Origin of the sequence: Lysobacter alkalisoli (genome assembly GCF_006547045.1) — a bacterium.
Classification (GTDB): Bacteria; Pseudomonadota; Gammaproteobacteria; order Xanthomonadales; family Xanthomonadaceae; genus Marilutibacter; species Marilutibacter alkalisoli.
Genome location: NZ_CP041242.1, coordinates 2787989 through 2812129, shown reverse-complemented (window position 1 = coordinate 2812129; position 24141 = coordinate 2787989). Strand labels below are relative to the sequence as shown.

Annotated in this window: 23 protein-coding genes and 1 pseudogene; 12 read left to right on the top strand and 12 right to left on the bottom strand. The window is 67.8% G+C overall.

Features of this window, described 5'->3' with window-relative positions:
* Positions 1–32 precede the first annotated feature (32 nt).
* The 10 genes from FKV23_RS12425 to FKV23_RS12380 all read left to right on the top strand — a co-directional run bounded on the left by FKV23_RS12425 (position 33) and on the right by FKV23_RS12380 (position 9583).
* Positions 33–1331, top strand: a complete 1299-nt coding sequence (locus tag FKV23_RS12425) for a sensor histidine kinase (protein ID WP_141624128.1) — start codon at positions 33–35, stop codon at positions 1329–1331.
* Between the two features lie 164 nt (positions 1332–1495).
* Positions 1496–2992 carry an efflux RND transporter periplasmic adaptor subunit gene (locus tag FKV23_RS12420; RefSeq protein WP_244243996.1) on the top strand — a complete coding sequence of 499 codons (1497 nt, stop codon included), beginning with the start codon at positions 1496–1498 and terminating at the stop codon, positions 2990–2992.
* Positions 2989–3729: an ABC transporter ATP-binding protein gene (locus tag FKV23_RS12415; protein WP_141624126.1), complete on the top strand. Its 741-nt coding sequence runs from the start codon at positions 2989–2991 to the stop codon at positions 3727–3729. The genes FKV23_RS12420 and FKV23_RS12415 overlap by 4 nt, the downstream gene beginning before the upstream one ends.
* Positions 3726–4961: an ABC transporter permease gene (locus FKV23_RS12410; RefSeq protein WP_141624125.1), complete on the top strand. Its 1236-nt coding sequence runs from the start codon at positions 3726–3728 to the stop codon at positions 4959–4961. The genes FKV23_RS12415 and FKV23_RS12410 overlap by 4 nt, the downstream gene beginning before the upstream one ends.
* Before the next feature lie 267 nt (positions 4962–5228).
* Positions 5229–6311, top strand: coding sequence for an isoaspartyl peptidase/L-asparaginase family protein (locus tag FKV23_RS12405; RefSeq protein ID WP_141624124.1), 1083 nt, complete (start codon positions 5229–5231; stop codon positions 6309–6311).
* A 92-nt stretch (positions 6312–6403) separates the two neighbouring features.
* Complete coding sequence (locus FKV23_RS12400) at positions 6404–6784, top strand: diacylglycerol kinase (protein ID WP_141624123.1); 381 nt, start codon at positions 6404–6406, stop codon at positions 6782–6784.
* Positions 6785–7045: 261 nt separating this feature from the next.
* Entirely contained in the window at positions 7046–7927 is an 882-nt protein-coding gene (gene lgt / locus FKV23_RS12395; protein ID WP_141624122.1) for a prolipoprotein diacylglyceryl transferase, read from the top strand.
* 3 nt (positions 7928–7930) lie between these two features.
* A complete protein-coding gene (locus FKV23_RS12390) occupies positions 7931–8725 on the top strand; it encodes a thymidylate synthase (protein ID WP_141624121.1) in 795 nt (264 codons plus the stop codon).
* A 68-nt stretch (positions 8726–8793) separates the two neighbouring features.
* Positions 8794–9117, top strand: a complete 324-nt coding sequence (locus FKV23_RS12385) for a hypothetical protein (protein ID WP_141624120.1) — start codon at positions 8794–8796, stop codon at positions 9115–9117.
* Entirely contained in the window at positions 9089–9583 is a 495-nt protein-coding gene (locus FKV23_RS12380; RefSeq protein WP_141624119.1) for a dihydrofolate reductase, read from the top strand. Before FKV23_RS12385 ends, FKV23_RS12380 begins: the two co-directional genes overlap by 29 nt.
* A gap of 4 nt (positions 9584–9587) precedes the next feature.
* Here the strand turns inward: FKV23_RS12380 and FKV23_RS12375 are convergent, their stop codons facing one another.
* The 10 genes and pseudogenes from FKV23_RS12375 to FKV23_RS12330 form a co-directional block, all read right to left on the bottom strand.
* Positions 9588–10190, bottom strand: a complete 603-nt coding sequence (locus FKV23_RS12375) for a DUF1287 domain-containing protein (protein WP_141625188.1) — start codon at positions 10188–10190, stop codon at positions 9588–9590.
* A gap of 119 nt (positions 10191–10309) precedes the next feature.
* Positions 10310–11203, bottom strand: a complete 894-nt coding sequence (locus FKV23_RS12370) for a symmetrical bis(5'-nucleosyl)-tetraphosphatase (protein ID WP_141624118.1) — start codon at positions 11201–11203, stop codon at positions 10310–10312.
* A gap of 97 nt (positions 11204–11300) precedes the next feature.
* On the bottom strand, positions 11301–11684 hold the full coding sequence (gene apaG, locus FKV23_RS12365; protein ID WP_141624117.1) for a Co2+/Mg2+ efflux protein ApaG: 384 nt from the start codon (positions 11682–11684) through the stop codon (positions 11301–11303).
* Between the two features lie 52 nt (positions 11685–11736).
* Positions 11737–12543, bottom strand: coding sequence for a 16S rRNA (adenine(1518)-N(6)/adenine(1519)-N(6))-dimethyltransferase RsmA (gene rsmA / locus FKV23_RS12360; protein ID WP_141624116.1), 807 nt, complete (start codon positions 12541–12543; stop codon positions 11737–11739).
* 57 nt (positions 12544–12600) lie between these two features.
* Positions 12601–13599 (bottom strand): 4-hydroxythreonine-4-phosphate dehydrogenase PdxA, encoded by a 999-nt coding sequence (gene pdxA / locus FKV23_RS12355; protein ID WP_141625187.1) that lies wholly within the window; start codon positions 13597–13599, stop codon positions 12601–12603.
* 58 nt (positions 13600–13657) lie between these two features.
* Entirely contained in the window at positions 13658–14989 is a 1332-nt protein-coding gene (locus FKV23_RS12350; protein WP_141624115.1) for a peptidylprolyl isomerase, read from the bottom strand.
* Positions 14986–17367 (bottom strand): LPS assembly protein LptD, encoded by a 2382-nt coding sequence (gene lptD, locus FKV23_RS12345; RefSeq protein WP_141624114.1) that lies wholly within the window; start codon positions 17365–17367, stop codon positions 14986–14988. The genes FKV23_RS12350 and lptD overlap by 4 nt, the downstream gene beginning before the upstream one ends.
* A gap of 162 nt (positions 17368–17529) precedes the next feature.
* Positions 17530–18432 (bottom strand): annotated as a pseudogene (locus FKV23_RS12340) (histone deacetylase family protein); the annotation flags it as partial.
* 24 nt (positions 18433–18456) lie between these two features.
* Complete coding sequence (locus FKV23_RS12335) at positions 18457–19026, bottom strand: cob(I)yrinic acid a,c-diamide adenosyltransferase (RefSeq protein WP_141624112.1); 570 nt, start codon at positions 19024–19026, stop codon at positions 18457–18459.
* Positions 19027–19119: 93 nt separating this feature from the next.
* Positions 19120–19722, bottom strand: coding sequence for a DUF6580 family putative transport protein (locus FKV23_RS12330; protein WP_208543165.1), 603 nt, complete (start codon positions 19720–19722; stop codon positions 19120–19122).
* 108 nt (positions 19723–19830) lie between these two features.
* Between FKV23_RS12330 and ubiH the strand changes: the two genes are divergently transcribed.
* Positions 19831–21114 carry a 2-octaprenyl-6-methoxyphenyl hydroxylase gene (ubiH, locus tag FKV23_RS12325; protein ID WP_141624111.1) on the top strand — a complete coding sequence of 428 codons (1284 nt, stop codon included), beginning with the start codon at positions 19831–19833 and terminating at the stop codon, positions 21112–21114.
* A 10-nt stretch (positions 21115–21124) separates the two neighbouring features.
* Entirely contained in the window at positions 21125–22345 is a 1221-nt protein-coding gene (locus FKV23_RS12320) for an FAD-dependent oxidoreductase (RefSeq protein ID WP_141624110.1), read from the top strand.
* A 27-nt stretch (positions 22346–22372) separates the two neighbouring features.
* Here the strand turns inward: FKV23_RS12320 and rlmM are convergent, their stop codons facing one another.
* Together rlmM and FKV23_RS12310 are read right to left on the bottom strand one after the other, a co-directional pair.
* A complete protein-coding gene (gene rlmM, locus FKV23_RS12315) occupies positions 22373–23437 on the bottom strand; it encodes a 23S rRNA (cytidine(2498)-2'-O)-methyltransferase RlmM (RefSeq protein ID WP_141624109.1) in 1065 nt (354 codons plus the stop codon).
* 117 nt (positions 23438–23554) lie between these two features.
* Positions 23555–24130, bottom strand: coding sequence for a nucleoside deaminase (locus FKV23_RS12310; protein WP_141624108.1), 576 nt, complete (start codon positions 24128–24130; stop codon positions 23555–23557).
* Between the last annotated feature and the right edge of the window lie 11 nt (positions 24131–24141).

Here is a 24141-nt window from a genome sequence, read left to right as displayed (position 1 = left end):
GAGTACGCCGAGGCGATCCGTCCACCGCTGCCATGTCCTACGGTCTGTCACGCCAGATCAAGATGGTGTTCATCCTCCAGGCGCTGATCAGCACCTTGCTGATCGCGATGGGCATCGTCTTGCTGGGCATGGCGGTACGGCACGTGATCCTGGACCAGCGCATGCAGGCCGAAGCGGAGCAGTTCTGGAACCAGCGTGCCGAGGATCCGGAGCATCCGCTGCCGATGACGAGCGCGCTGCGCGGCGAGCTGGAGCGGGAAGGCGCGCTGGACGACGGGTTGCGCGCGCATGATCCCGGAACGATGCAGAAAGCCTACCGGCATCTGCCACACGGCTTGCACTGGCTGCCGTCGAAGCGGCTGACGGTGTATGTCGATCGCCGGCCTGAAGGCACGCTCTACCTGGAGATGGGTGCCGGCGATGTGGAGAAGGCGATCCTGCTGACCGGCCTGGCCAGCTTTCTGCTGGCGATGCTGACCATCGTGGTGATTTCCTGGCTGAGCTACCGCACTTCAAGGCGTCTGGTCACGCCGGTGAGCTGGCTGGCCGACATGGTCTCGCGCTGGGATCCGCGCGCGCCTGATACCGACGCGATTTCGACCAGTGCGTTGCCGACCGATGCCGGCGGCGAAGTACGCTCCCTGGCCCGCGCGCTGCGCGGGCTTGCCGGCCGCGTGGAGGAGTTCGTCGCCCGTGAACGCGATTTCACCCGCGATGCCAGCCATGAGTTGCGCACGCCGCTGACCGTGGTCCGGGTTGCCACCGATCTGATGCTGGCCGACCCCGCGACCAACCCGCAGTCGCGGCGCTCGCTGGCCCGAATCCAGCGCGCCGGCCGCGACATGGAGGCGGTGATCGAGGCGTTCCTGATCCTGGCCCGGGAAGCCGAGATCGAGCCGCAGAGCGAGGAATTTCCGGTCATCGACGTGGTCAACCATGAGGTCGAGCGGATTCTGCCGTTGCTCAACGGCCGACCGGTCGAAGTAGAGGTCATCGACGACGGTGCGCCCCGGTTGTACGCACCGCCCAACGTGCTCAACGTGATGCTGGGCAACCTGCTCAGCAATGCCGCCCGCTTCACCGAGAGCGGCAGGATCGAAGTGCGGATATCGCCTGACCGGCTCGATGTCCGCGATACCGGCATCGGCATGAGCGAGGAAGCTCTGGCACGCGTGTTCGACCCGTTCTACCGGGTCGACCCGGACCGCGACGAGGGTCGCGGCATGGGCCTGTCGATCGTGCGCCGGCTCGGCGACCGCTTTGGCTGGCCGGTGGCGCTGGTCAGCGAGCCGGGCGAGGGGACGGTGGCGACGATCCATTTTTCCGCCTGAAGTCTGCCGATCCTGGGACGGGAGGATGCTGGGCCGGGAAAAGGCAGAACGGCAGGGTGCCTGAACGTCCCGCTTTCGGCGGTTCCATGTTGTCAACGTGAAGCGGCGATGGGCGTTGACTCCATGTCCGTTCCCTGGTCGCACCGATGAGTCCCGCAAGCCGCATGCCGAATACTTCCCGTAAACGCTCACCGTGGGTTCGCCGCGGCGTCTCCGTGCTGGCCGTGGCCGCGCTGGTGGGCATGGGCGCCTGGCTGATCCAGCAGCGCAACGCCGAGGCCTCCGCCGGGGGCTGGCGCAGCGCCCAGGTCGAGCGCGGCGACATCCGCGTCGGCATTTCCGCCACCGGAAGTCTGTCGGCGATTTCCACCGTCGATGTCGGCAGCCAGATTTCCGGCCAGATCACCGAGGTGCTGGCCGACTTCAACGACCGGGTCAAGAAAGGGCAGGTGATCGCCCGCATCGACCCGAGTACCTATGAGGCGCAGATCGCGCAGGGCGACGCGTCAGTGGCTGCCGCTCGCGCCGCCCTGGCCACCGCCGAAGCCACGCTGACGAACGCCGAGGCCGACTACCAGCGCAAGATTGCGCTGGCCGAGACCCAACTGGTCGCGCGCAGCGACGCCGATCTCGCCCGTGCCGCGCGCGACCAGGCCCGGGCCCAGGTCGCCTCGGCCCGGGCGCAGATCGACCAGCAGATCGCCTCGACCCGCACCTCGCGCCTCAACCTCGAGCGCACCGTGATCCGCTCGCCGGTCGATGGCGTGGTGCTGACCCGTTCGATCGAGAGCGGCCAGACCGTGGCCGCCAGCCTGCAGGCGCCGGTGTTGTTCCAGATCGCCGAGGACCTGTCGAAGATGGAGATCGTGCTGGCCATCGACGAGGCCGACATCGGCCAGGTCAAGGCCGGGCAGGGCGTGGCTTTCACTGTCGATGCCTTTCCGGACCGCCGATTCCGTGGCGAGGTCCAGCAGGTGAGGCTGGCGGCGACCAACACCAACAATGTCATCACCTATCCGGTGGTGGTCGCGGTCGACAACAGCGAACAGCTGTTGCTGCCCGGCATGACCGCCAATGCCGAGATCGAGGTCAACCGTCGCGACGACGTGCTGCGCGTGCCCAACGCGGCGCTGCGCTACCGCCCGGACGGTAACGTGGAGATGAGCGGTGCCCAGGGCGGCCGTGGCGGCTTGCAGGACGAATTGCCGCGCATCGCCGCCGCGCTCGAACTGGACGCCGACCAGCAGGCCGGCTTCGATGCGGCGCTGTCGCAGATGCGCGAACGCATGTCTGCCCGCAGGACCGTGGCGGCGCCCCAAGGAGGTGGTGGCAACGCACTGTTCGGACGTGGTCCGGGTGGTGGCGGCACGACCGGTTCGGCCGGCATGAGCGGCGAGCAGCGGCAGCGGATGATGGAGCGCTTCAATCAGCAGTTCGCCGCGTTCACCGCGCTGCTCGACGACCGCCAGCGGGCGGCGTGGAACGCGGAGCTGGCCGACCGGCTCGGCGCGCGCCGGGCGCCGCTGTACCGGCTCGAGGGCGGCAGCCTGCAGGGCGTGATGGTGCGCGTGGGTGCCAGCGACGGCAGCTGGACCGAGGTGTCCGGCGACATCGCCGACGGCGATACCGTCGTCACCGGCCGCGAGCGCTCGACCCGATGAATGCCGTCGTCCGCAATACGGTTCCCGATACTGCGGTGCCGGTCATCGAGACCCGCGCGCTGGGCAAGGTCTATTCGCCCGGCACCCCGGCCGAGGTGGTCGCACTGCGCGATGTCGACATGCGGATCGGGGGCGGCGAACTGGTTTCGATCATGGGCCCGTCCGGCTCCGGCAAGTCGACCCTGATGAACCTGATCGGCTGCCTCGACACGCCCAGCAGCGGTCAGTACCTGTGCGGCGGCATCGATATCGCCCGCCTCGATGCCGAGGAACGGGCGCAGTTGCGGCTGGAGAAGATCGGCTTCGTATTCCAGGGTTTCAATCTGCTCAGCCGGATGAGCGCGCTGGAAAACGTCGCCATGCCGATGGGCTATGCCGGCGTGCCGCGCGAAGAACGCCTGCAACGTGCGCGCGAAGCGCTGGCCGTGGTCGGCCTGGCCGAACGCGCCGGTCACAGGCCCAGTGAACTGTCCGGCGGCCAGCAGCAGCGCGTGGCGATCGCGCGGGCGTTGGTCAACCGGCCCTCGATCCTGCTCGCCGACGAGCCGACCGGCGCCCTCGACAGCCGTACCGGCGAGGAGATCCTGGCCCTGTTCAAGCGCCTGCAGGACGAGGGCCAGACGGTGGTGCTGATCACCCACGATGCCGAGGTCGCCGCGCATTGCGGCCGGGTGCTGGAGATGCATGATGGGCGCCTGCACGAGCGCCTGCATGAGCGCGCCGGAGGCGGGGCATGAACTTCCTCGAAGTCCTGCGCACCGCCGCCCATGCCCTGCGCGGCAACTGGATGCGCAGCGCACTGACCTCGCTGGGCGTGATCATCGGCATTGCCGCAGTGATCGTGATGGTCTCGGTCGGCCAGGGCACCCAGGCCGAGATCGACAAGCTGGTGTCCGGGCTGGGCTCGAACCGGCTCGACATCAGCCCGGGCGCCGGCCGCGGCATGGGCGGTGCGCGCATGGCCGGCAGCAGCTTCTACACCATCAACGAGGGCGATGCCGAGGCGATCCGCAGCGAGATCCCGGAGGTGCAGTACGTCGCCGCGTCGCTGCGCGGCGGCACCCAGGTGGTGTTCGCGGAGAAGAACTGGTCGACCCAGTGGCAGGGTGTGCAGCCGGACTTCTTCGAGATCGAGAGCTGGCAGATCGCCAATGGCGACGTGTTCGACGCACGCGACTACTCCAGCGCCGCCAAGACCGTGATCATCGGCGAGACCGTGCGCCGCGAACTGTTCGGCGACGAGGATGCGGTCGGGCAGTCGATCCGGGTCGGCCGGGTACCGTTCACCGTGGTCGGTACGCTCAAGCCGAAGGGACAGGGCGGCTGGGGCCAGGACCAGGACGACGCCATCCTGGTGCCGCTGGAGACCTCGCGGCGGCGGCTGATGGGTGCGATGGCGATACCGCCCGGGGCGGTGCAGCAGATCACCCTCGGTGTTGGCCATGCCGACGATCTGTCGTACGTGCAGGGTGAGGTCGAGGCGCTGCTGCGACAGCGCCACCGCATCCAGCCCGGCGCCGAGGACGATTTCCGCGTGCGCAACATCGCCGAGATCATCGAGACCCGCACCGCGACCACCCGGCTGATGTCGCTGCTGCTGGGCGCGGTGGCGACGATTTCGCTGGTGGTCGGCGGCATCGGCATCATGAACATCATGCTGGTGTCGGTGACCGAGCGGATCCGCGAGATCGGCCTGCGCATGGCGGTCGGTGCGGGGCCTTCGGACGTACGCCGGCAATTCCTCGCCGAGGCGATGTTGATCTCGCTGATCGGTGGCGTGCTCGGCATCGGCATCGGCATCGCCGGTGCGCTGGTGGTGGGCCAGGTCAGTGATCTGCCGGTGGCGCTGAATGGGCAGGTGGTCGCGCTCGCGGCCGGGTTCTCGATCTGCACCGGCCTGTTCTTCGGCTATTACCCGGCGCGCAAGGCCTCGCAGCTGGATCCGATCGAGGCCCTGCGACAACAGTAGGAGCGCCCTCGGGCGCGGTTCCCAGGCTGCACCCGGGAATCCGGTGGCGTAGTGTCCGCAGGGAAGCCGGTGGCCATGGGGTTTGCGGGACCTTCGGAGGCAGGATGCCGACGATGAGCGCCCATGGATGGGTTCACAGCGTGTCCCGCAAACCCCATGGCCACCGGCTTCTGGACACTCTGCTGGTGCTGGTGGGAAATCCAAAGCCGGGTTCAGATCATTCCGCCTCACGGCGTTATCCTTGGTCTTCGTCAATGGAGACCACCGATGCGACTGCTGATCACGCTCGCCCTTGCCGCCATGACCATCACCGCCCAGGCCCAGACCGCGCCATCCGCCGAGGACCAGCCGTCCGGCAGGACCGCGCTGGTCATCCACGGTGGCGCCGGCTTCGTGCCGAAGGACGCGCTGAGCAAGGCCGACCTGCGTGATGTGCACGCCACTCTCAATCGCGCGCTGGACGCCGGCAACGCGGTGCTGGCGAAGGGCGGCGCGGCGCTGGACGCGGTGGAGGCGGCCATCCTGGTGCTGGAGGAGTCGCCGCGCTTCAACGCCGGCAAGGGCGCGGTGTTCAACGCCATCGGCGGGCACGAGCTCGATGCCTCGGTGATGGAGGGCCATACCCGCCGCGCCGGTGCGGTGGCCGGGGTCACCACCGTGCGCAATCCGATCCGGCTGGCACGCGCGGTGATGGAGCATAGCCAGCACGTGATGATGGCCGGCGCCGGCGCCGAGGTTTTCGCCGATTCGCGGCCGGAGATCGAGCGGGTCGAGAACAGCTGGTTCGATACCGAGCAGCGTCGCCGTGCACTGGAGCAGGCCAAGGAGAAAGAGGCGCGCGACCCGCAGGCGGTGCTGGGCGGGGACACGCCAGCCCACGAATCAAGTGCGCAAGCACTTGAGCGTAAGGAAGGCTATTTCGGTACCGTTGGCGCGGTCGCGCTCGACGTTCATGGCCACATCGCCGCGGGCACAAGCACCGGCGGCATGACCAACAAGCGCTGGGGCCGGGTCGGCGATTCGCCGGTCATCGGTGCCGGTACCTGGGCCGACGACCGTTGCGGCGTGTCCGGCACCGGCTGGGGCGAGTTCTACATCCGCAACGCGGTTGCCCACGACATCTGTGCCCGCGTCGCCTATCGCGGCGACAGCCTGACCGAAGCCGCCGAGGAGGTCGTCAACCGGATCGTGCCGGCCGCCGGTGGCGATGGTGGCGCGATCGCGCTCGATGTCGACGGCAACATCGCCATGCCGTTCAACAGCGGCAGCATGTTCCGCGGCTGGATCCGCCCCGACGGTAGCCGGGGCACCGCGATCCACGAAGCGGGGGATGGCGGCGGGGCCGATTGAGCGGCCGCCGGGGCGGGTGCTGCGGGCCTGTGGCAAAATCGTCGGCCGTCCGGCGTCCCGCCGCGCCATCCACCCAGCGAGACGCATGATCCATGGCCGACGAATTCGGACATCTGCCACGCCGCCCGAGCCGCATCCTCAAGGCCACGATCTGGTCGCTACAGGGGCTCAAGGCAGCCTGGCTGCACGAATCCTCGTTCCGGCTGGAGGTATACCTGTTCGCGATCCTGGCGCCGCTGGGCTGGTGGCTCGGCGATACGGCGGTGGAACGGGCGCTGCTGATCGGCTCGATGCTGCTGGTGCTCAGTGTGGAACTGCTCAATTCGGCCATCGAGGCCGTGATCGAGCGCTTCGGCGACGAGCACCACGAACTGGCCGGGCGAGCCAAGGACATGGGTTCGGCCGCGGTGTTCGTGGTGATGGTGAACGTGGCGCTGGTCTGGGGCGCGATCGTGCTGCCGAGGTTGTTCTGAACTCCGCGTACGCGGGTCGCCATTGATGCAGGCGGAAGTCGCTGACCGTGGTTGAGCTGTTGAGCGATCCGAACGCCTGGATCAGCCTGCTCACGCTCAGTGCATTTCGTTCCGCGCGGGTATATCTAGGGCGCGATGGGTTTCTCGGCGCTGGCGGAATGTCTGAACCTGTGGGCCCGGCGCAGCTGTACGATGGAAGCTGTCACCCGCCCGGGTCGGGCACAATAGGGGCCCTGTCGCCGACTCGAGCCTGCCGAACGCATGATCTTCCTGCACCAGATAGACCCGATCGCCTTCTCGCTGGGTCCGCTCTCCGTCCATTGGTACGGAATCATGTACCTGCTTGGTTTCCTGGCCGCCTGGTGGCTGGGGCGCCAGCGGATCCGTGCCGGGCGTCTGCCGGGAGTCGATGAGCAGGGCTTCGGCGATTTGCTGTTCTACGGCATGCTCGGCGTGGTGCTGGGCGGGCGTATCGGCTATGTCCTCTTCTATGCTTTTGGCGAGCTGATCCGCGATCCGTTGATGCTGTTCCGGATCTGGGAAGGCGGGATGAGTTTCCACGGCGGCCTGGTCGGGGTCATGGTTGCGGCCTTGCTGTGGGCCCGCCGGCACAAGTTGCATTTCTTCGACGTGGCCGACTTCATCGTTCCGCTGGTGCCCCCGGGACTGGGATTTGGCCGGCTTGGCAACTACATCGGCGGTGAGTTGTGGGGCAAGACGACCGGAGGCGACTGGGGTGTGGTGTTCCCCGGCGCGCTGCCGCAGCAGTATGCATACCTGCCGCTGGAGGAGCTGCGCAGCCTGCATGCCAGTGGCGCGCTCGACACCTTCGCCCGCCATCCTTCGCAGCTTTACCAGGCCTGCCTCGAGGGACTGGTGATGTTCGTGGTGCTGTGGTGGTTCTCCAGCCGGCCGCGGCCGCGCTACGCTGTCGCCGGCCTGTTTGCGCTGCTGTACGGCTGTTTCCGTTTCCTGGTCGAGTTCGTTCGCGTGCCTGACGAACAGCTCGGCTATCTTGCCTTCGACTGGTTGACCATGGGACAGGTGCTGAGTCTTCCGTTGATCGCCCTGGGCCTGTTCTGGCTGTGGTTGTCGCGACGCTCGCCGACCCTGCAGCCGCAACCTGCCACCACCAAGGAATGACCGATGCGTCAATACCTTGATCTGCTCCGCCACGTCCTCGAACGCGGTGCCGAAAAGAGCGATCGCACCGGCACCGGCACCCGCAGCGTGTTCGGCTGGCAGATGCGCTTCGATCTGGCCGAAGGTTTTCCGCTGGTCACCACCAAGAAGCTGCACCTGCGTTCGATCGTCCACGAACTGCTGTGGTTCCTGCAGGGCGACACCAACATCGCCTACCTTAAGGACAACAAGGTGTCGATCTGGGACGAGTGGGCCGACGCCAACGGCGACCTCGGCCCGGTCTACGGCCACCAGTGGCGGCACTGGTCCGACGGCAGCGAGGGCGGGATCGACCAGATCCGCTGGGTGATCGAGGAGATCAGGCGCAATCCGGATTCACGGCGGCTGATCGTCAGCGCCTGGAACGTGGCCGATCTGCCGAAGATGGCACTGATGCCGTGCCACACGATGTTCCAGTTCTACGTGGTCGACGGCAAGCTGAGCTGCCAGCTGTACCAGCGCAGCGGCGACATCTTCCTGGGAGTGCCGTTCAACATCGCCAGCTACGCGCTGCTCACGCACATGGTGGCCCAGGTGTGCGGTTTGGGCGTCGGCGATTTCGTGCACACGCTGGGCGATGCGCATCTGTATTCGAATCATTTCGAGCAGGCGCGCGAGCAGCTGTCGCGCGAGCCGCGCCCGTTGCCGACATTGGTGTTGAACCCGGAGGTGCGCGACATTTTCGGTTTCCGGTATGAGGACATCGCGATCAAGGGTTACGACCCGCATCCGGCGATCAAGGCGCCGGTGGCGGTTTGAGCGTGTCTCGCGGCATGAGACCGCGGTGATCGACGATTTCAAGCGACCCCCAATCGGACCTACGTGCCATGGCTCGCCAGAAAAAACATTCATCAAGATCGCGCGAGAAGTTTGCAGATTCGCTCTTTACGTTGTCGAACGGTTTGATCATTGGCCTGATGGCCACCCTTTTGCTGGCGCCTTTGGGTGCTGTGTTCCGCGCCTTGGTGACTCCCGGCGACGAGGCATCCTCCCTGTTCGAGGCGGTGAAGGACATTCCGTCCTTCGAGGCGCTGGTGTTCGTAGTGCTCTATTTGCTGATCGTATGGCTGGCGGTCTCGTCGCGCGAACATGCGATGTCGATCTATACGGAGTTGCACCCCGATGCAGATGGTTCTGATCGCCGCGCTTGACATGAACCGCGCCATCGGTCGCGACAACGACCTGCCATGGCGGTTGCCTGATGATCTGAAGCGCTTCAAGGCATTGACCCTCGGCAAGCCGCTGCTGATGGGCCGCAAGACCGCCGAGTCGCTCGGCCGCGCGCTGCCGGGGCGGCGCAACCTGGTGTTGACCCGCAGCGGACGGGTGCCGTTCGAAGGTATGGAACCGGTGGCCAGCGTCGACGAGGCGTTGCGCGTCGCCGCGGACGATGGCGCCGATACGCTGTGCGTGATCGGTGGCGGCGAGGTCTACGCGTTGTGTCTGCCATACGCGAAGCGGATGCACCTGACCCACGTCGATACCGTGGTCGAGGGCGCGGATGCGCATTTCCCCGCCTTCGATCACGCCGGCTGGCAGGTTGTCGCCCGCGAGCCGCACCCGGCCGATGACCGCCACGCCTTCGCGTTCGAGTTTGTCGATTACGTTCGGTCCTGACGGTTCAATCGAGGCGTGGCCGATAGTGCCCGGTCATCGTGTAGGCGAACAACGCGTCTTCCTCGCGGGTGCCGTGGCCGACGTTGTGGATGACCAGTGGCACCCCGGCGCCGCTGCGGCGCTCGGAGACGATGCCGATATGCGGCAGGCCGCCCGGCAGGGTCCAGGTCACCAGGTCGCCGGGCAGGTAGCCGTCCGGCTCGCGCCCGGCCTGCAGCGCCCAGCCCTGTCGCTCGAACCAGCGCCGCAGGTTGGGTACGCGGCGGTGGTCGATGTTGCGATCGGGGGCGCGCAGGCCCCACAGCGGCGGGTAGGCGCCGAAGTTTGTGCGCATGTCCTCGTGCACGGTCTGCTGCAGGTCCAGGCCCTCATGGCGCAAGGCGCGGATCACCACGTCGGTGCAGACGCCGCGCTCGATCGGCACGTCGCCACCGGGGTAGGCCAGAGCCACGTAGGCGGGATCGTAATGGCGGGTCACGCCAACCTGGTTGCGCGCTGCATGGACCCTCAATGGTGCCGACTCCTCCGCCGATGCGAGGGTGGCAGGTTCCGGGGCGGCGTCCGGCCGGGACGGGGCTCCGCTGCCGACGAACATCCGGGCCGGCATGGGGTGCTGCGGTTGCCGCCCGGGAAGCGCCAAGGCAAGTATCGCGGCCGCGGCCAGTATCGCCGCGATGGCGGCCAACCATCGCCGCTTGCCAGCACGATGCCGGTTGGTCGCCGTGTTCATCGCCGCGATTCCTGTCGAGGCCTGTGCCTGCCCGGTCTGGACTTGTGCCGGGGCTTCGGCGGTGCGGCAGGCTGGTCGCGGCCCGCAACCTGCACCACGCGCAGCTCGTCGGTGTCGAGCTGCAACGCGGTCAGCTTGCCGCCCCAGACCGCGCCGGTGTCGATCGCGTGGACGCCATGGCCAATGAACAGCCCCAGGGTCGACCAGTGGCCGCAGACGATCTTCAGGTCGCGTTCGGCACGGCCGGGTACTTCGTACCACGGGTACAGACCGGCCGGCTGGGTACCGGGCGAGCCTTTGTCCTCGTAGGAGATACGGCCGCGCGGGGTGCAGTAGCGCAGCCGGGTCATGATGTTGATGATCGCGCGCAGGCGATCGTTGCCGGTCAGCTGCGGGTTCCACGCCGGGCCGTCGCCGTACATGGCCTTGAGCAGGCGCCCGGCCTGGTCGCCGTGCAGCTTCTGCTCGACCTCGCGGGCATGGCGCTCGGCCATCGACGTGGTCCATTTCGGCGCCAGCCCGGCATGGACCATCATCCAGCCCAGCTTGCGGTCGACATGGCAGAGCTTCTGCGTGCGCAGCCAGTCGAGCAGGGTGTCGCGATCCTCGGCCAGCACCACCCGCTGCAGGTCGGGGTTGACCTTGCGCTGTTCCTCCTCGCTGCGCTGGCCGATCGCCAGCAGCGAGAGGTCGTGGTTGCCAAGCACCATGGTGCTGGAGTCGCGCAGCGAATGCACAAGCCGCAATGTTTCCAGCGATTGTCCGCCACGGTTGACCAGGTCGCCGCAGAACCATAGCCGGTCGCGCGCCGGATCGAAGGCGATTTTCTCCAGCAGGCGCTGGGTGGCGTCGTAGCAACCCTGCAGGTCGCCGATGGCCCAGATACTCATGGGGCAGTAGTAAGTGACGAGAAGTGAGGGGCGAGTAAAAGCGGGAGAACAGAACGATTGGCTTCTGCAGTGTTGTTCCCTTTCACTCGTTCCTGCCTCAATGCAATGTACGGGGAATGGTCAGGGTAAACGGCGGAATCGGCGCATCGAAGCGGGTACCGTCGTCGGCGAGGATCTGGTAGTGGCCCTGCATGGTGCCGAGGTCGGTCTCCAGCATCGCACCGGAGGTGTATTCGAATGCTTCGCCCGGACGCAGCCACGGTTGTTCGCCGACCACGCCATCGCCCTCGACCTCCTGCACCTTGCCGTTGGCGTCGGTGATGATCCAGTGGCGCGCCAGCAGCCGCGCGGGCACGGTGCCGCTGTTGCGGATGTGAATGGTGTAGGAGAAGACGTAGCGGTCCTGCTCCGGCTCTGACTGGTCGTCGAGGTATCGGGTGGCGACCTGGATTTCGAAAGCGTAGTCGGCGGGGGAATTCATGGATGACAGTGTACCCGCCAGAAGTGCGCTGGCGAGGCAGGGGCAGTTGCGATCAGTGGCTGCTGCTGGCGGCCAAGGCGTTGGCCATGCGAATGAAGTCGGCGACTTCCAGTTGTTCGGCGCGGGCGTCGGGCCGGACTCCGGCGGCCTCGATCGCGGACGTATCGCAGATCTTGGACAGCGCGTTGCGCAGGGTTTTGCGGCGCTGGCCGAAAGCGTCGCGCACGACCGCGGCGAACAGGTCCGGATCGTCGATGCCGATCTTCTCCGGTGCGCGCGGCACCATCCGCACCACGGCGGAGTCGACCTTCGGCGGTGGGCGGAACGCTCCGGGCGGGACGTTGAACAGCGGCGTGACCGCGCAATAGGCCTGCAGCATCACCGAGAGGCGTCCATATATCTTGCTGCCCGGGCCGGCGGCCATGCGGTCGACGACTTCCTTCTGCAGCATGAAGGTCATGTCGCGGATCACCGCGGCGTGTTCGAGGGCATGGAACAGGATCGGCGAGGACAGGTTGTAGGGCAGGTTGCCGACCAGCCTCAGCGGGCCTTCCTCGCCAGCCAGCGCGGTGAAGTCGACTTCCAGCACGTTGCGGTGGATCACCCGCAGGGTGCCGTGCGCACGCGCGGCCTCGGTGAGCGGAAAGATCAGATCGCGATCGAACTCGATCACGGTGAGCCGGCCGTGCACGTCGAGCAGCGGGAAGGTGATCGCGCCCTGGCCCGGGCCGATTTCGACCAATCGGTCCTCGGGCTTCGGGTTCACCGCCTGCACGATCCTGTCGATGATCCCGCGCTCGTGCAGGAAGTGCTGGCCGAGCGATTTCTTGGGCGGATCTTTGAAGTGGCTGCGGGTCATGGGCTGGAAGTGTAATCGCTCGAGGCCGTCATCCCGGGCGTGGCGAGCGAATCCGCCTCAATCTGTCCCCAATCGGGCTCTTCGCGAAACCACCATCCGCGCACAGGTTTCCACAGCGGCGAACAGGCTCGACGGGTCGGCGATGCCCTTGCCGGCCAGGTCCAGCGCGGTGCCGTGATCGACCGCGACGCGCGGATAGGGCAGGCCGAGGGTGATGTTCACCGCCTGCTCGAAGCCGCTGTACTTGAGCACCGGCAGGCCTTGGTCGTGGTACATCGCCAGCACCGCGTCGAAGCCGCGCAGCTTGCCGGGCAGGAAGGCGGTGTCGGCCGGCAGCGGGCCGATCAGCTGCATCCCTTCATCGCGCAACGCCGCGAGCGTGGGTTCGATCACCTCGATCTCCTCGTGGCCGAGGTGGCCGGCCTCGCCCGCGTGCGGGTTGAGGCCGAGCACGGCGATGACCGGGTCGGGAATGCCGAAATCGGCGTGCATCGACCGGTGCAGGATGCGCAGCACGCGCTGCAGCCCATCGATGCTGATCGCGTCCGGCACCGCGCGCAGCGGCAGGTGGGTCGTGGCGAGGGCGACGCGGACGATGTCATTGGCCAGCATCATCACCACCTCGCGGCCGGCCTGCGCGGCGAGCAGCTCGGTGGTGCCGGTGTAGGCGATGCCGCCTTCGTTGATCACCGCCTTGTGCACGGGACCGGTAACCAGACCGTCGAAATCGCCACGCAGGCAACCGTCGGCGGCGCGGGTCAGGGCTTCGATCACCGCCGCGGCATTGCGTGGATCAGGCGTGCCGGGGAGGGACTGTACGGCGTTGGGAATCTCGATCAGGGCCAGCTCGCCAGGGCGCGGCGCGGCGCCGGGCGATGCAGTGAGGGTGAGGGGCAGGTCGAGCTTGGCGGCGGCGTCGCGCAGTGTGGTGGCGGCGCCAAAGACGGTCAGGTGGTAGTCGCGCGGCCGCTGGGCCAGGCGGACGCAGAGTTCGGGCCCGATGCCGGCCGGCTCGCCGGGGACAAGCGCGAGGCGAAGGGCCTGGGCGTCGCTGATCACGGAGAGGGCCTGCTAACGATGACGGGCGGCCGGGTCCGGTTGGCCACCGGACCGGTCAGCCGTCGCTGGAGGCAGCCTGTGGACCGACCCGCAGGTCGACATAGGCCTCGCCCCGCATCTCGCGCAGGAAGCGGTTCCACTCGTCTTCCAGCTTGCGGCGGCCGATGATCTCGGCGATCTGGTTGCGGCGGTTCTGGTCGGTGAGGTTGGTCTGGCGGCTGCCGGTACGTTCGACGATGTGCCAGCCGGTGGCGGTCTTGAACGGGGCCGACACCTCGCCGTCGCCGAGACGCATGACCTGTCCACCGAAGTCCAGGCCGTAGGCGTCGGCCATGAACCAGCCCAGGTCGCCGCCACTGCTGCCGCTGCTCAGGTCCTGCGATTCCTGACGCGCCAGTTCGGCAAAGTCGGCGCCACCGGCGAGTCGCGCGGCGAGGGTGTCGATCTTGCCCTTGGCTTCGGCGTCGCTGGTGTTCTGGTCGATCCGGATCAGGATGTGACGGGCCCGGTACTGGGTGACGGTCTGCGCCGCCTCGGCATCGACATCGCGCGATTCGACCATCTGCAGCAGCTGGAAGCCGCTGGGGCCGCGCAGCGGCTGGCTGACCTCGCCGGCTTGCATGTTGCGGATCAGTTCGGCGAAGGCGGCCGGGATCTCATCCAGGCTGCGCCAGCCCAGGTCACCGCCTTCCAGCGCATTGGGGCTGTCGGAATAGCGCACGGCGGCGGCCGCGAAGTCCATCTCGCCACGATCGAGCAGGCTCTTGATGCCATCGATCTTGTCCTGGGCAATGGTGATCTGCTCGGGGGTGGCGCCCTCGGGCAGCCCGACCAGGATGTGGGCGAGGTGATACTGGACCCCGCCGGCCTGCTGGGCTTCCATCGCGGCGTCGATTTCGGCGTCGCTGACCGATACCCGCGACTGCGCGTAGCGCTGGCGCAGCTTCTGGATCATCAGCTCGTCACGGATCGAGCGGCGGAATTCCTCGAAGGAGGTGCCGTCGGCCGCCAGCTGGCGGCTGAGCTGGTCGATGCTCATGCCGTTCTGCTGGGCGATGTTGGCGATCGCGCCGTCGGTCTCCTGGTTGCTGACCCGCACGCCGGTGCCCTCGGCGCGGGCGACCTGCAGCTTGACCAGCACCAGCCGCTCCAGCACCTGGCGCTCGAGCACCTCACGCGGCGGCAGCTGGCCTTCGCGGCCCGCGTACTGGGTAAGGATGTTGGCGACAGCGCGGTCGAGTTCGCTGCGCAGGATCACGTCTTCGTCGACGATCGCGGCGATGCCCTCGATCTGCTGTCCCCCGACCGCGGGCGGGGCGGTCTGGGCCTGGATGGATGGCGTGGCCAGGGCCGCGGCGAGGACGCAGCAGGCAATGAGATTCTTCATAGGATCGGGTCAGGCGAGGATTCGACGTCGTCGTCGGTGATGAGGGACGGCGGGACCAGATACAGATCGTCGCGGTCGTAGCCGAGGATAGCACGGCGCAGTTCGCGCTCGGTTTTCTGGCCGGCAGAGCCCAGGCCCTTGAATTCGAATTCGAGGCGCAGCGAATTGTCGAGGTCGCCATCGCGGTTGCGGACGTAGCGGCGGGCGACCAGGCGCGCGGCGATGCAGCAACTTTCCCACTGCACGCCGGCGATCGATTCGAGCAGCTTGTGGTCGAACAGAGAGTAGTAGTAACGGCCGACCAGGCTCCAGTTGTCGTTGACCGGATACAGGAACGAGAAGTCGACCTGCTCTAGCAGGTCGTCGCGGCTGGTCGGGTGGCGGCGGTAGCGATAGCCGAGGTTGACCACGCCGGTGTCGCGGAACAGGTAGCGCACGCGCAGGCTGGCCAGGTCCTCGCCCCGCAGTTTGGGGTCCCACTGGTAGCCGACGTTGATGTTCCAGCGGTCGCTGGGGGTGACGCTGAGGTCGGCGATCCAGGCCGACTTGCCCTGTTCGATCGGCCGTTCCCTGTTGAGGGTGGTCTGGACGTCGTCGAAATACTGGATCCGGCCCATGCTTGCGGCCAGCCGTTCGCGTCCGTCCTCGTCGTTGATCAGGCGGGTGGTCAGCGAGGTGGTCAGCTGGTTGGCGTCGGTCTGCCGGTCGGCACCGGAGTAACGGTTGTCGCGGAACAACTGCCCCCAGGTGTAGGTCAGTGCTCGGGTGTCGAAGGTCGGCAGGCCGTCCTGGTCCCGGTAGGGCACGTTCAGGTAGTAGATCCGCGGTTCCAGCGTATGCAGGTAATGGTCGCCGCGGATGGTGGCAGTGCGGTCGAAGAACAGCCCTGCGTCGACCGAGAAGATCGGCATGCTGCGGCTCGGTGAGCGGTCGCCGTCACCGTTGGTGGGTGTGTAATCCAGGTTGTATGCGGTGTGGCGCCAGGCCAGGGTCGGGCGCAGGAACCAGCTGGCGCCCTCCAGCGGCATGCTGATGTACGGTTTGAGGTCGAGCCGGGAGCCTTCCTGGACCCGGACCTCGTGCTGGAAGCGCACGGCCTCGGCATTGATGCCGGCCTCGAACCAGCGCCCGAACGGCTGCGTCCAGTTGTAGTAGGCGCGCGGCAGGCGGTGGTAGCGCAGGCTGCTCTCGTCGACGGTGTAATCGGTGAGCTGCTGATAGTCGGCCATCAGCCCGGCATCCCAGTAACGGCCACGGCCGTACAGGCCTGCGGTGCTGGTCATCGAATATGACGAACGACCGAACAGGCTGTTGCTGAAGTCGTCCAGATAGTGGGTATCGCTGATCCAGCCCAGGTTGGCACGGGCGTGCCAGGTACGGTTGAGGTTGTGCAGCGTGTCGAGGCGGAACAGGCCGCGGTCGTCCTCGGGCAGGGTGGCGCCGGGAATCGGGTTGCCGTTGTTGTCGAGCAGGTACCTGTCGGGCCGGCGGCCGGGCAGGTCGTCATGTGGCATCCATTCACCGTAGACCTTGCCCCTGCCCCTGGGATACAACCAGCGGAATTCGCCGCCCAGCAATGCACCGCGCCTGCTCATGTAGCGCGGCTCGAGGGTGGCGTCATAGTTTGGCGCCAGGTTCAGGTAGATCGGCTGTTTCCAGTCGAACCCATTGCGGTTGGACATCGAGATCGACGGGTACAACAGACCGGTGCGGCGACGGTCGTCGATCGGGAACATGAACCAGGGGACATACAGCACCGGGACGTCGCCGACACGCAGCACGGCGTTGCGTGCGACCGCCATGCCTTCCTCGGTGTCGATGTCGATGCGCTGTGCCCTGAATTGCCAGTGCGGGTTGGCGGGGTCGCAGGTGGTGTAGGTGGAGCCGACCAGGGTGCCCTGACTGCCGCGCAGCTCGATGTGGTCGGCGCCGCCGTGGCCGCGGCGTTCGACAAGCTGGTACTGCAATTGCTCGATGCGGTGGTGGTCGGCGTACTGGTCGCCCTTGGCGCGTTCGGCAACGATGCGCAGGCCGCTGTCCTGGTAGCGCACGCTGCCTTCGGCCGAATACTGGCCGCTCTCTTCGTTGTAGCTCAGGACGTCGGTGAACAGCGATTGGTCGCCGCGGTCAAGGCGGACATTGTCCTGGACCACGATGTTCTCGCCGGTGCCTGCGCGCGTCAGGCTGCCGCCCTCGATGTCGGTCGGTGCGTCCTGGCGATCGGCCGGCGAGCCCTCCGGCAGCGGAGTATCGCCGAACGCCGGTACCACGTCGCCGATCGGGCACAGGCGCCAGTCTTCCTCGTCCTCGGCCGCGATCGCCGGCAGGGCCAGTGCAATGCAGAGCGATAGTGGGAGCAGACGAAGGGATTTGCGCACGCGGCGTTCCGGGTCGAGGGGCGTATCAGGCGGTCGCTAGATTGCCGCATTGTTCCGCATGACGGCAACGCGGGCTGGCGGCCGGGGGCGGGTGGTGTTCATCTTTGTGGCCTGGGCGGTATTCACGGGGTCTTCATCACGCAGCCGAAGGGGGCGGCCCAGTATCGCGCCAACGTGGGCAACGCTGCATTCGCGCAGGGCGTCAAGGTCGTAGCCGCCTTCCAGCATCGAGATCAGCCGGCCGCCCGCGTGGCGTTCGGCGATGGTCGCCAGTTCGCCAGTGATCCAGGCGTAGTCGTCGGCTTCCAGTTGCAGTTGCGCCAGCGGGTCGCGGCGGTGGGCATCGAAACCGGCCGAGACCAGGACCAGCTGCGGGCGGAAGCTGTCCAGGGTTGGCAGCAGTTTCTCGCGCCAGGCGGTGCGGAAGGTTTCGCCGCCGGTGCCGGGTTGCAGCGGTGCGTTGAGGATGTTGCCGACCCCGCGCTCGGTGGCCCGGCCGCTGTCCGGGTACAGCGGCATCTGGTGCGAGCTCAGGTACATCACCCGTGGGTCGGTGTCGAAGATGTCCTGGGTGCCGTTGCCGTGATGGACGTCGAAATCGACCACCGCGACCCGTTCCAACCCGTGCCGCTCGCAGGCGTGGGCGGCGGCGACGGCGATGTTGTTGAACAGGCAGAAGCCCATCGCGACCGAGGCGGTGGCATGGTGGCCGGGCGGGCGCACCGCGCAGAACGCTGACGATGTCTCGCCGGCCATGACCGCGTCGACCGCGGCGATGCCGGCGCCGGCCGCATGCAGGGCCGCCTCGGCCGAATGCGCACCGAGGAAGGTGTCGGGGTCGAGCGGCGTGGGGGTCTCGACCGTGGTGTCCAGGACCAGGGCAAGCAGGGTGTCGTCGTGCACGCACAGCAGTTGGCCACGGGTCGCGCGCGGCGCCTCGTGCCAGTCCAGTGTCGGGAACGCGGTTTTCAGAGCCTCGACCACGGCGGTCAGGCGGGCGGGGCGCTCTGCATGGCCCGGTCCGGGGTCGTGCAGGAGGCAGGAAGGGTGGGTGTAGATGCGCATGTCCGGAGCGAGCGGGACGACGGCTCAGGCCTTGCGCCGTTCGTGGTCCCAGAGAACTTCGCCATGTCCGCCGGCCCGCGCCAGCACCCGCGCCAGCACGAACAGCAGGTCGGACAGCCGATTCAGGTAGCGGATCGCCTCTGGACGCACGTCCTCGACACGGGCCAGCGCCACCGCCTCGCGCTCGGCGCGACGGACCACGGTGCGGGCGACATGGCAGCGTGCCGCCGCCTCGCCGCCACCGGGCAGGATGAAGTCCTTCAGCGGCGGCAGGTCTTCGTTGAAACGGTCGAGGTGAACCTCCAGCCGTTCCACGTCCTCGCCGGAGATCGCGGCGTGCCCGGGAATGCACAGCTCGCCACCGAGATCGAACATCTGGTGCTGGACCGCGACCAGCAGGTCGCGTACTTCGTCGGGGATCGCGCTGTCGGGAGCCGCGCAGGCCAGCACCAGGCCGATGCAGGAGTTTGCTTCGTCGACGGTGCCGTAGGCCGCGACCCGCGCCGAGTCCTTGCCGGTACGGCTGCCATCGCCGAGGCCGGTGCTGCCGTCGTCGCCGGTGCGGGTGTAGATCTTGGAGAGGCGGTTGCCCATGAGTCAGTTGTCAGTCGTCAGTTCCTGGTTGTCAGGCGTCGGCGCGCGGCTGCAGGGCAACATGGGACCGGACAACTGACAACCCGCTTTTTCTCAAACCGTTTGCGCGCGCAGTGCGGGCAGGCGGCTGCGGAGCAGGGCGAAACCGCCGAACAGCAGCGCCGAGTAGAACAGGGTGCCGAGCACGGTCCACTGGAAGAACGGAATGCCGGCGGTGTAGGCCATGCCGAGGCCACCGATGGTCTTCGGGTACATCGGATCGGCCAGCCAGGCGCCAAAATTGGTGACCATGAAGAACAGTACCGAAGCGGCCAGCCCGTAGCCGAGCACACGGGCGCCGCCGACCCGGCCGCGCAGGCCGAAACCGAAGACGGTGGTCAGGGCCACGCAGCCGTAGCCCAGCCAGACGCCGAAGCCGCTGAACCAGCTCGCATAGATACCGCCGTACATCGTCGCCAGTGCCAGGTCGGAAATCAGCATCGCCACCAGCGGGACGATCAAGGCCCGGTTGCGTGAGGCGAAGTAGGCGCCGCCGAACAAGGCAATCGCGGCCACCGGCGAGAAGTTCGGCGGGTGCGGCAGCAGGCGGCTCAGCGCGGCGACCAGGATCAGGCCGGCAAGCACCAGCGGACCGGCTGCGAAAGTACCGGTGGGCGGCTGTGCGGGGGCGGACGGGACGGCGGCGGCGGGCTTCATCGGAGTCTGGGAATCATGAAGACGGGAAGCGCCTAGCATAACCCAGCACCCCGCCCGTCCCGTGCATGGCGGGGCAGTACAAGGTGCCGGGGAGATACACTGTAGGGCATGCCTGTCGACCCAGACCCTGCCAATACTCCGCCCTGCCACGACGTTCTGATCGTCGGTGGCGGCCTGGTCGGTGCCAGCCTTGCCATCGCACTGGATCGCCTCGGCCTCGATGTCGGCCTGATCGAGGCGGCCCCGCCCGGTTCGCTGCCGGCCGTGTTCGACGAGCGCAACCTCAGCTTCGCCGAGGCCACCGTCAACGCACTGACCGCGCTCGGGGTTATGCAGAAACTGCATGCGCCGACCGGGGCCATCCGCCGCATCCACATCAGCCGCTGCGGCGACTTTGGTCGTGCCGTGCTTGAGGCCCACGATCATGGCCGCGAGGCCTTTGGCCAGGTGGTGATCGCGCGCGACTTTGGCGATGCGCTGGAAGCGCGACTGGCCGAACTGCCCAAGCTGATGCGCTACCGGCCGGTGCGTTTCGTCGGGCTCGAGTCCGGCCTGGCCGATGCCGCTTCGATCAACGGATATCGCGCCGTGCGTGTGTCCGACGATGCCGGCGAGCGCGTCCTGCACACCCGCCTGCTGGTGGCCGCCGACGGCACCCGCAGCCAGGTGCGCGATGCGCTGGGTATCGAAAGCGACTCGCACGACTACGGCCAGACCCTGTTCGTGTCGCGCCTGCGCACCGAGCGCGCACCCGATGGCACCGCCTACGAGCGTCTGGGCGAGCACGGTCCGACCGCGCTGCTGCCGCGCGGCGACCGTCATTTCGGCCTGGTGCACGGCGTTGCCAGCAGCGAGGCCGAAGCCGTGGCCGCACTCGACGAGCCTGATTTCCTGCAGCGCGTGCAGGAGGTGTTCGGTTGGCGTGTCGGCCGTTTCCTGTCCTGTGGCCGGCCCAGCACCTACCCGGCCATCCGTACCGTTGCCCGGCGCCTGACCGCCCCGCGTGCGGTGCTGGTCGGCAATGCCGCGCAGACCGTGCATCCGGTCGGTGCGCAGGGTTTCAACCTCGGCCTGCGCGATGCGCTGACCCTGGCCGAATTGATCGAGGCCGCTCGTACCACCGATCCGGCCGCCGATTGCGGTGCGGCGGAACTGCTGGCCGCGCATGTCGAACGGCGTCAGGTCGACCGCGAGCAGACCCTCGCCTTTTCCCATGGCCTGGCCCGGCTGACCGCCAACGACTTGCCGTGGCTGGGGCCGCTGCGCAGCCTCGGCCTGTTCGCGCTGGATCGCCTGCCGTCGGCGCAGGCGGCCATCGTCGGCGGCGCGCTTGGCTATCGCGGCCACGTGCCGACGCTGTGTCGTGCCGGTGCCGAAAGGAGCATGACATGAGGATCCGGGCATGAGTCGGCGCGATCTCTACGACATCGCCGTGGTCGGCGCCGGCGTGGTCGGCGCCGCGGCGGCGCTGGCCTTCGCCCGCGACGGCCTGCGCGTGGCGCTGGTCGAGGCGCGCACGCCGTCGCCCTGGCGCGTGGACGCGCCGGACCTGCGCGTCTACGCCTTCGCACCCGACAATGCCGCCCTGCTCGACGGTCTAGGTGTCTGGGCCGGGGTGCGCGCCGCGCGTCTGCAGCCCTACCGCGCGATGCGGGTCTGGGACGCGGCCGGAGGCGACCCGCTGGTGTTCGAGGCCGATGCCTTCGCCCGCCGGGAGCTGGGCTGGATCGTCGAACATGGTCTGCTGGTCGACCGGCTGTGGTCGGCGTTGCCGGCGGCCGGGGTCGACCTGCATTGTCCGGACCGGGTCGTCGCACTCGATCAGACCGATGACGCATCGGCCAGCTTGCAGCTCGAATCCGGCCTGCGCCTGCATGCCCGGCTGGTGCTGGCGGCCGACGGCGGCGACTCGCAACTGCGTGCCATGGCGGGCATCGATACCACCACCCGCGATCATGGCCAGAGCGGCCTGGTCGCTTTCATCGACCACGAACAACCACATCGCGAAACCTGCTGGCAGCGCTTCCTGCCGACCGGGCCGCTGGCATTCCTGCCCTTCCGTGAAGGCGATGCGGTTGGAGTGGATGCTGCCGACGAGGGTGCGCGCCGCAGCTCGATCGTCTGGACCCTGCCCGAGGCCGAGGCCCTGCGCCTGCGCGACTGCGACGAGGCGGCGTTCCTTTGCGAGCTCGATCGCGCCTTCGACGGCCCGCTCGGAGCGATGCGGGCGGTGTCGAGGCGGGTCGCGTTCCCGCTCAAGCGGCAGCTGGCCGAGACCGTGGTCGCCGGACGCGTGGCGCTGGTGGGCGATGCCGCCCATGTCGTCCATCCGTTGGCCGGGCAGGGCGTCAATCTCGGCCTGCGCGATGTGGCTGCGTTGCGTGCGATGGTGGCCGATGCAATGAAGCGCGGTGGCGACATCGCTTCGCCATCGCGCCTCGCGCGTTGGGCGCGCACGCGCAAGAGCGAGAACTCAGTTGCCGCCCATGCCTTCGACGGCCTCAACCAGCTATTCTCCAACGACGCCATGCTGCCGACCCTGTTGCGCGGCCCGCTGATGGGGCTGGTCGGCAAGATTCCGCCGCTGACGCACGCGTTCTGGAGGCGCGCGGCGGGGCTTTGATTCCCTCCCCTTCAAGGGGAGGAGACATCATTTCCGTCGCGCGAACACCGTGATTTCCTCGCGGTCGTGGTAGAGCTGCCTCGCGCGGATGTCCACGGGCCCGCCGACCTGCTTGGCGAACAGATCCAGGCACAGCCGGGTTTCGTCCCAGCGCTTCTTCATCGGCAGTTTCAGGTTGAAGATCGTCTGCCGGCACCATCCTTCGCGCAGCCAGCTTGCCATGCGTTCGGCGACGCGGCGCGGCTGCTCGACCATGTCGCAGACCATCCAGTCCAGCGTGCCCTCCGGTTGCCAGCGGAAGCCGTCGGCGCGCAGGTGTTCGAGCCGGCCGTCGTCGAACAGATGTGCGCGCAGCGGGCCGTTGTCGACCGCGGTCATGTGCAGGCCGTGGTGCAGCATCACCCAGGTCCAGCCGCCCGGCGCGGCGCCGAGGTCGGCGCCGGTCAGCCCTTCGCGCAGCAGTTCGCTGCGCTCGTCTTCGTCGAGCAGGGTGAGCAGCGCTTCTTCCAGCTTCAATGCCGAACGGCTCGGCGCCTGCGGGTGCATGCGCAGGCGCGCGATGCCCTGCGGCCACGGCGCGCTGTCGCCGGGGTGGCTGCGGCCGAGCACGAGGTGGTCGCCGGCCAGGAACACGACATGCAGCCTCGGCAGGCGGGCATCTTCGCGCGCGGTCAGCCAGCCGGCCTTGCGCAGGGCCGGCCGCAGCGCGTTGCCGAAGCTGCGGGCGAGGCCGGACAGCGGCCGCGCATCGTCCGAGTCCGGGTGTTCGACCCACAGGTCGCCGAATGGCTCACTGTCGCGCCGCCGTACTGCGGTATCGAGCACCGCCAGGATCGGACCGATGCGGTCCTTCGGATCGAATCCGCGCAACTCGGCCAGCCGCAACAGTTTCTGCCGGGCGAAGATCAGCGAGGCAAATGGCAGCTGTCGCGCCAGTTGTGTTGCTTCGTCGCAGATGAACTCGACGAAGCCGCTGCCGCGCTCGGTACGCGCATAGCCGGCATGGCCGAGCGATGCGGCGCGCTCGGTCAGTTCGGCGGCAAGCTCCGGCTCGAAGCCGGCACGGCAATGGCAGAACAGGGCGTCAGGCATCAGGGCTCCATCGTTCGTAGCCCGGGCAGGGCGAAGCCGCAACCGGGATGATCGGCCGCCAGCCCCGGGTGCGGCTTGGCCTTACCCGGGCTACAGGACAACGCGCGTCCGTGAGAATCAATAGCGTGCGCCGTCGGACTCGCCATACATGCGCAGCACTTCGCGTGCGGCGTCGCGATTGATGTCGCGCACGACTTCGATCCCGCGCTTGTTCAATTCGCCGACCCAGTCCGCCGGCAGCGGACCCTCGTCGAACTCGGTCAGGCTTTCCACGTCCTCGCTGCGGGCGCCGATCAGCAACCGGTCGATGCCGGCCCATACCGTCGCACCGTAGCACTGGCAGCACGGCTGTGACGACGTGGCGAGGGTGATCGGGCCGACCGGGTTGTCGTCGGCATCGCGGTTCAGGCGCGGGCGTTGGGTGCGCTGCTGGGCCAGCATGTAGGCCATGTTCTCGGCGTGCGCCACCGAGCAGCTCTGCGGCACGACGCGGTTCACACCGATCGCGATGATGCGGTCGTCCGGGCCGAACACGGCGGCGCCGAACGGGCCGCCGCTGTCGGCTTCGACATTGCGGCGCGACAGTTCGATCGCCAGCGCGACCTTGTCGCCGTCGTCCGGGTAGGCGCGCGCGGCATCGGCCACTTCGTGCACCCATGCGGGCAGGGTCAGGTGGACCTGGGCGTAGAGCATGCAGCGTGTGT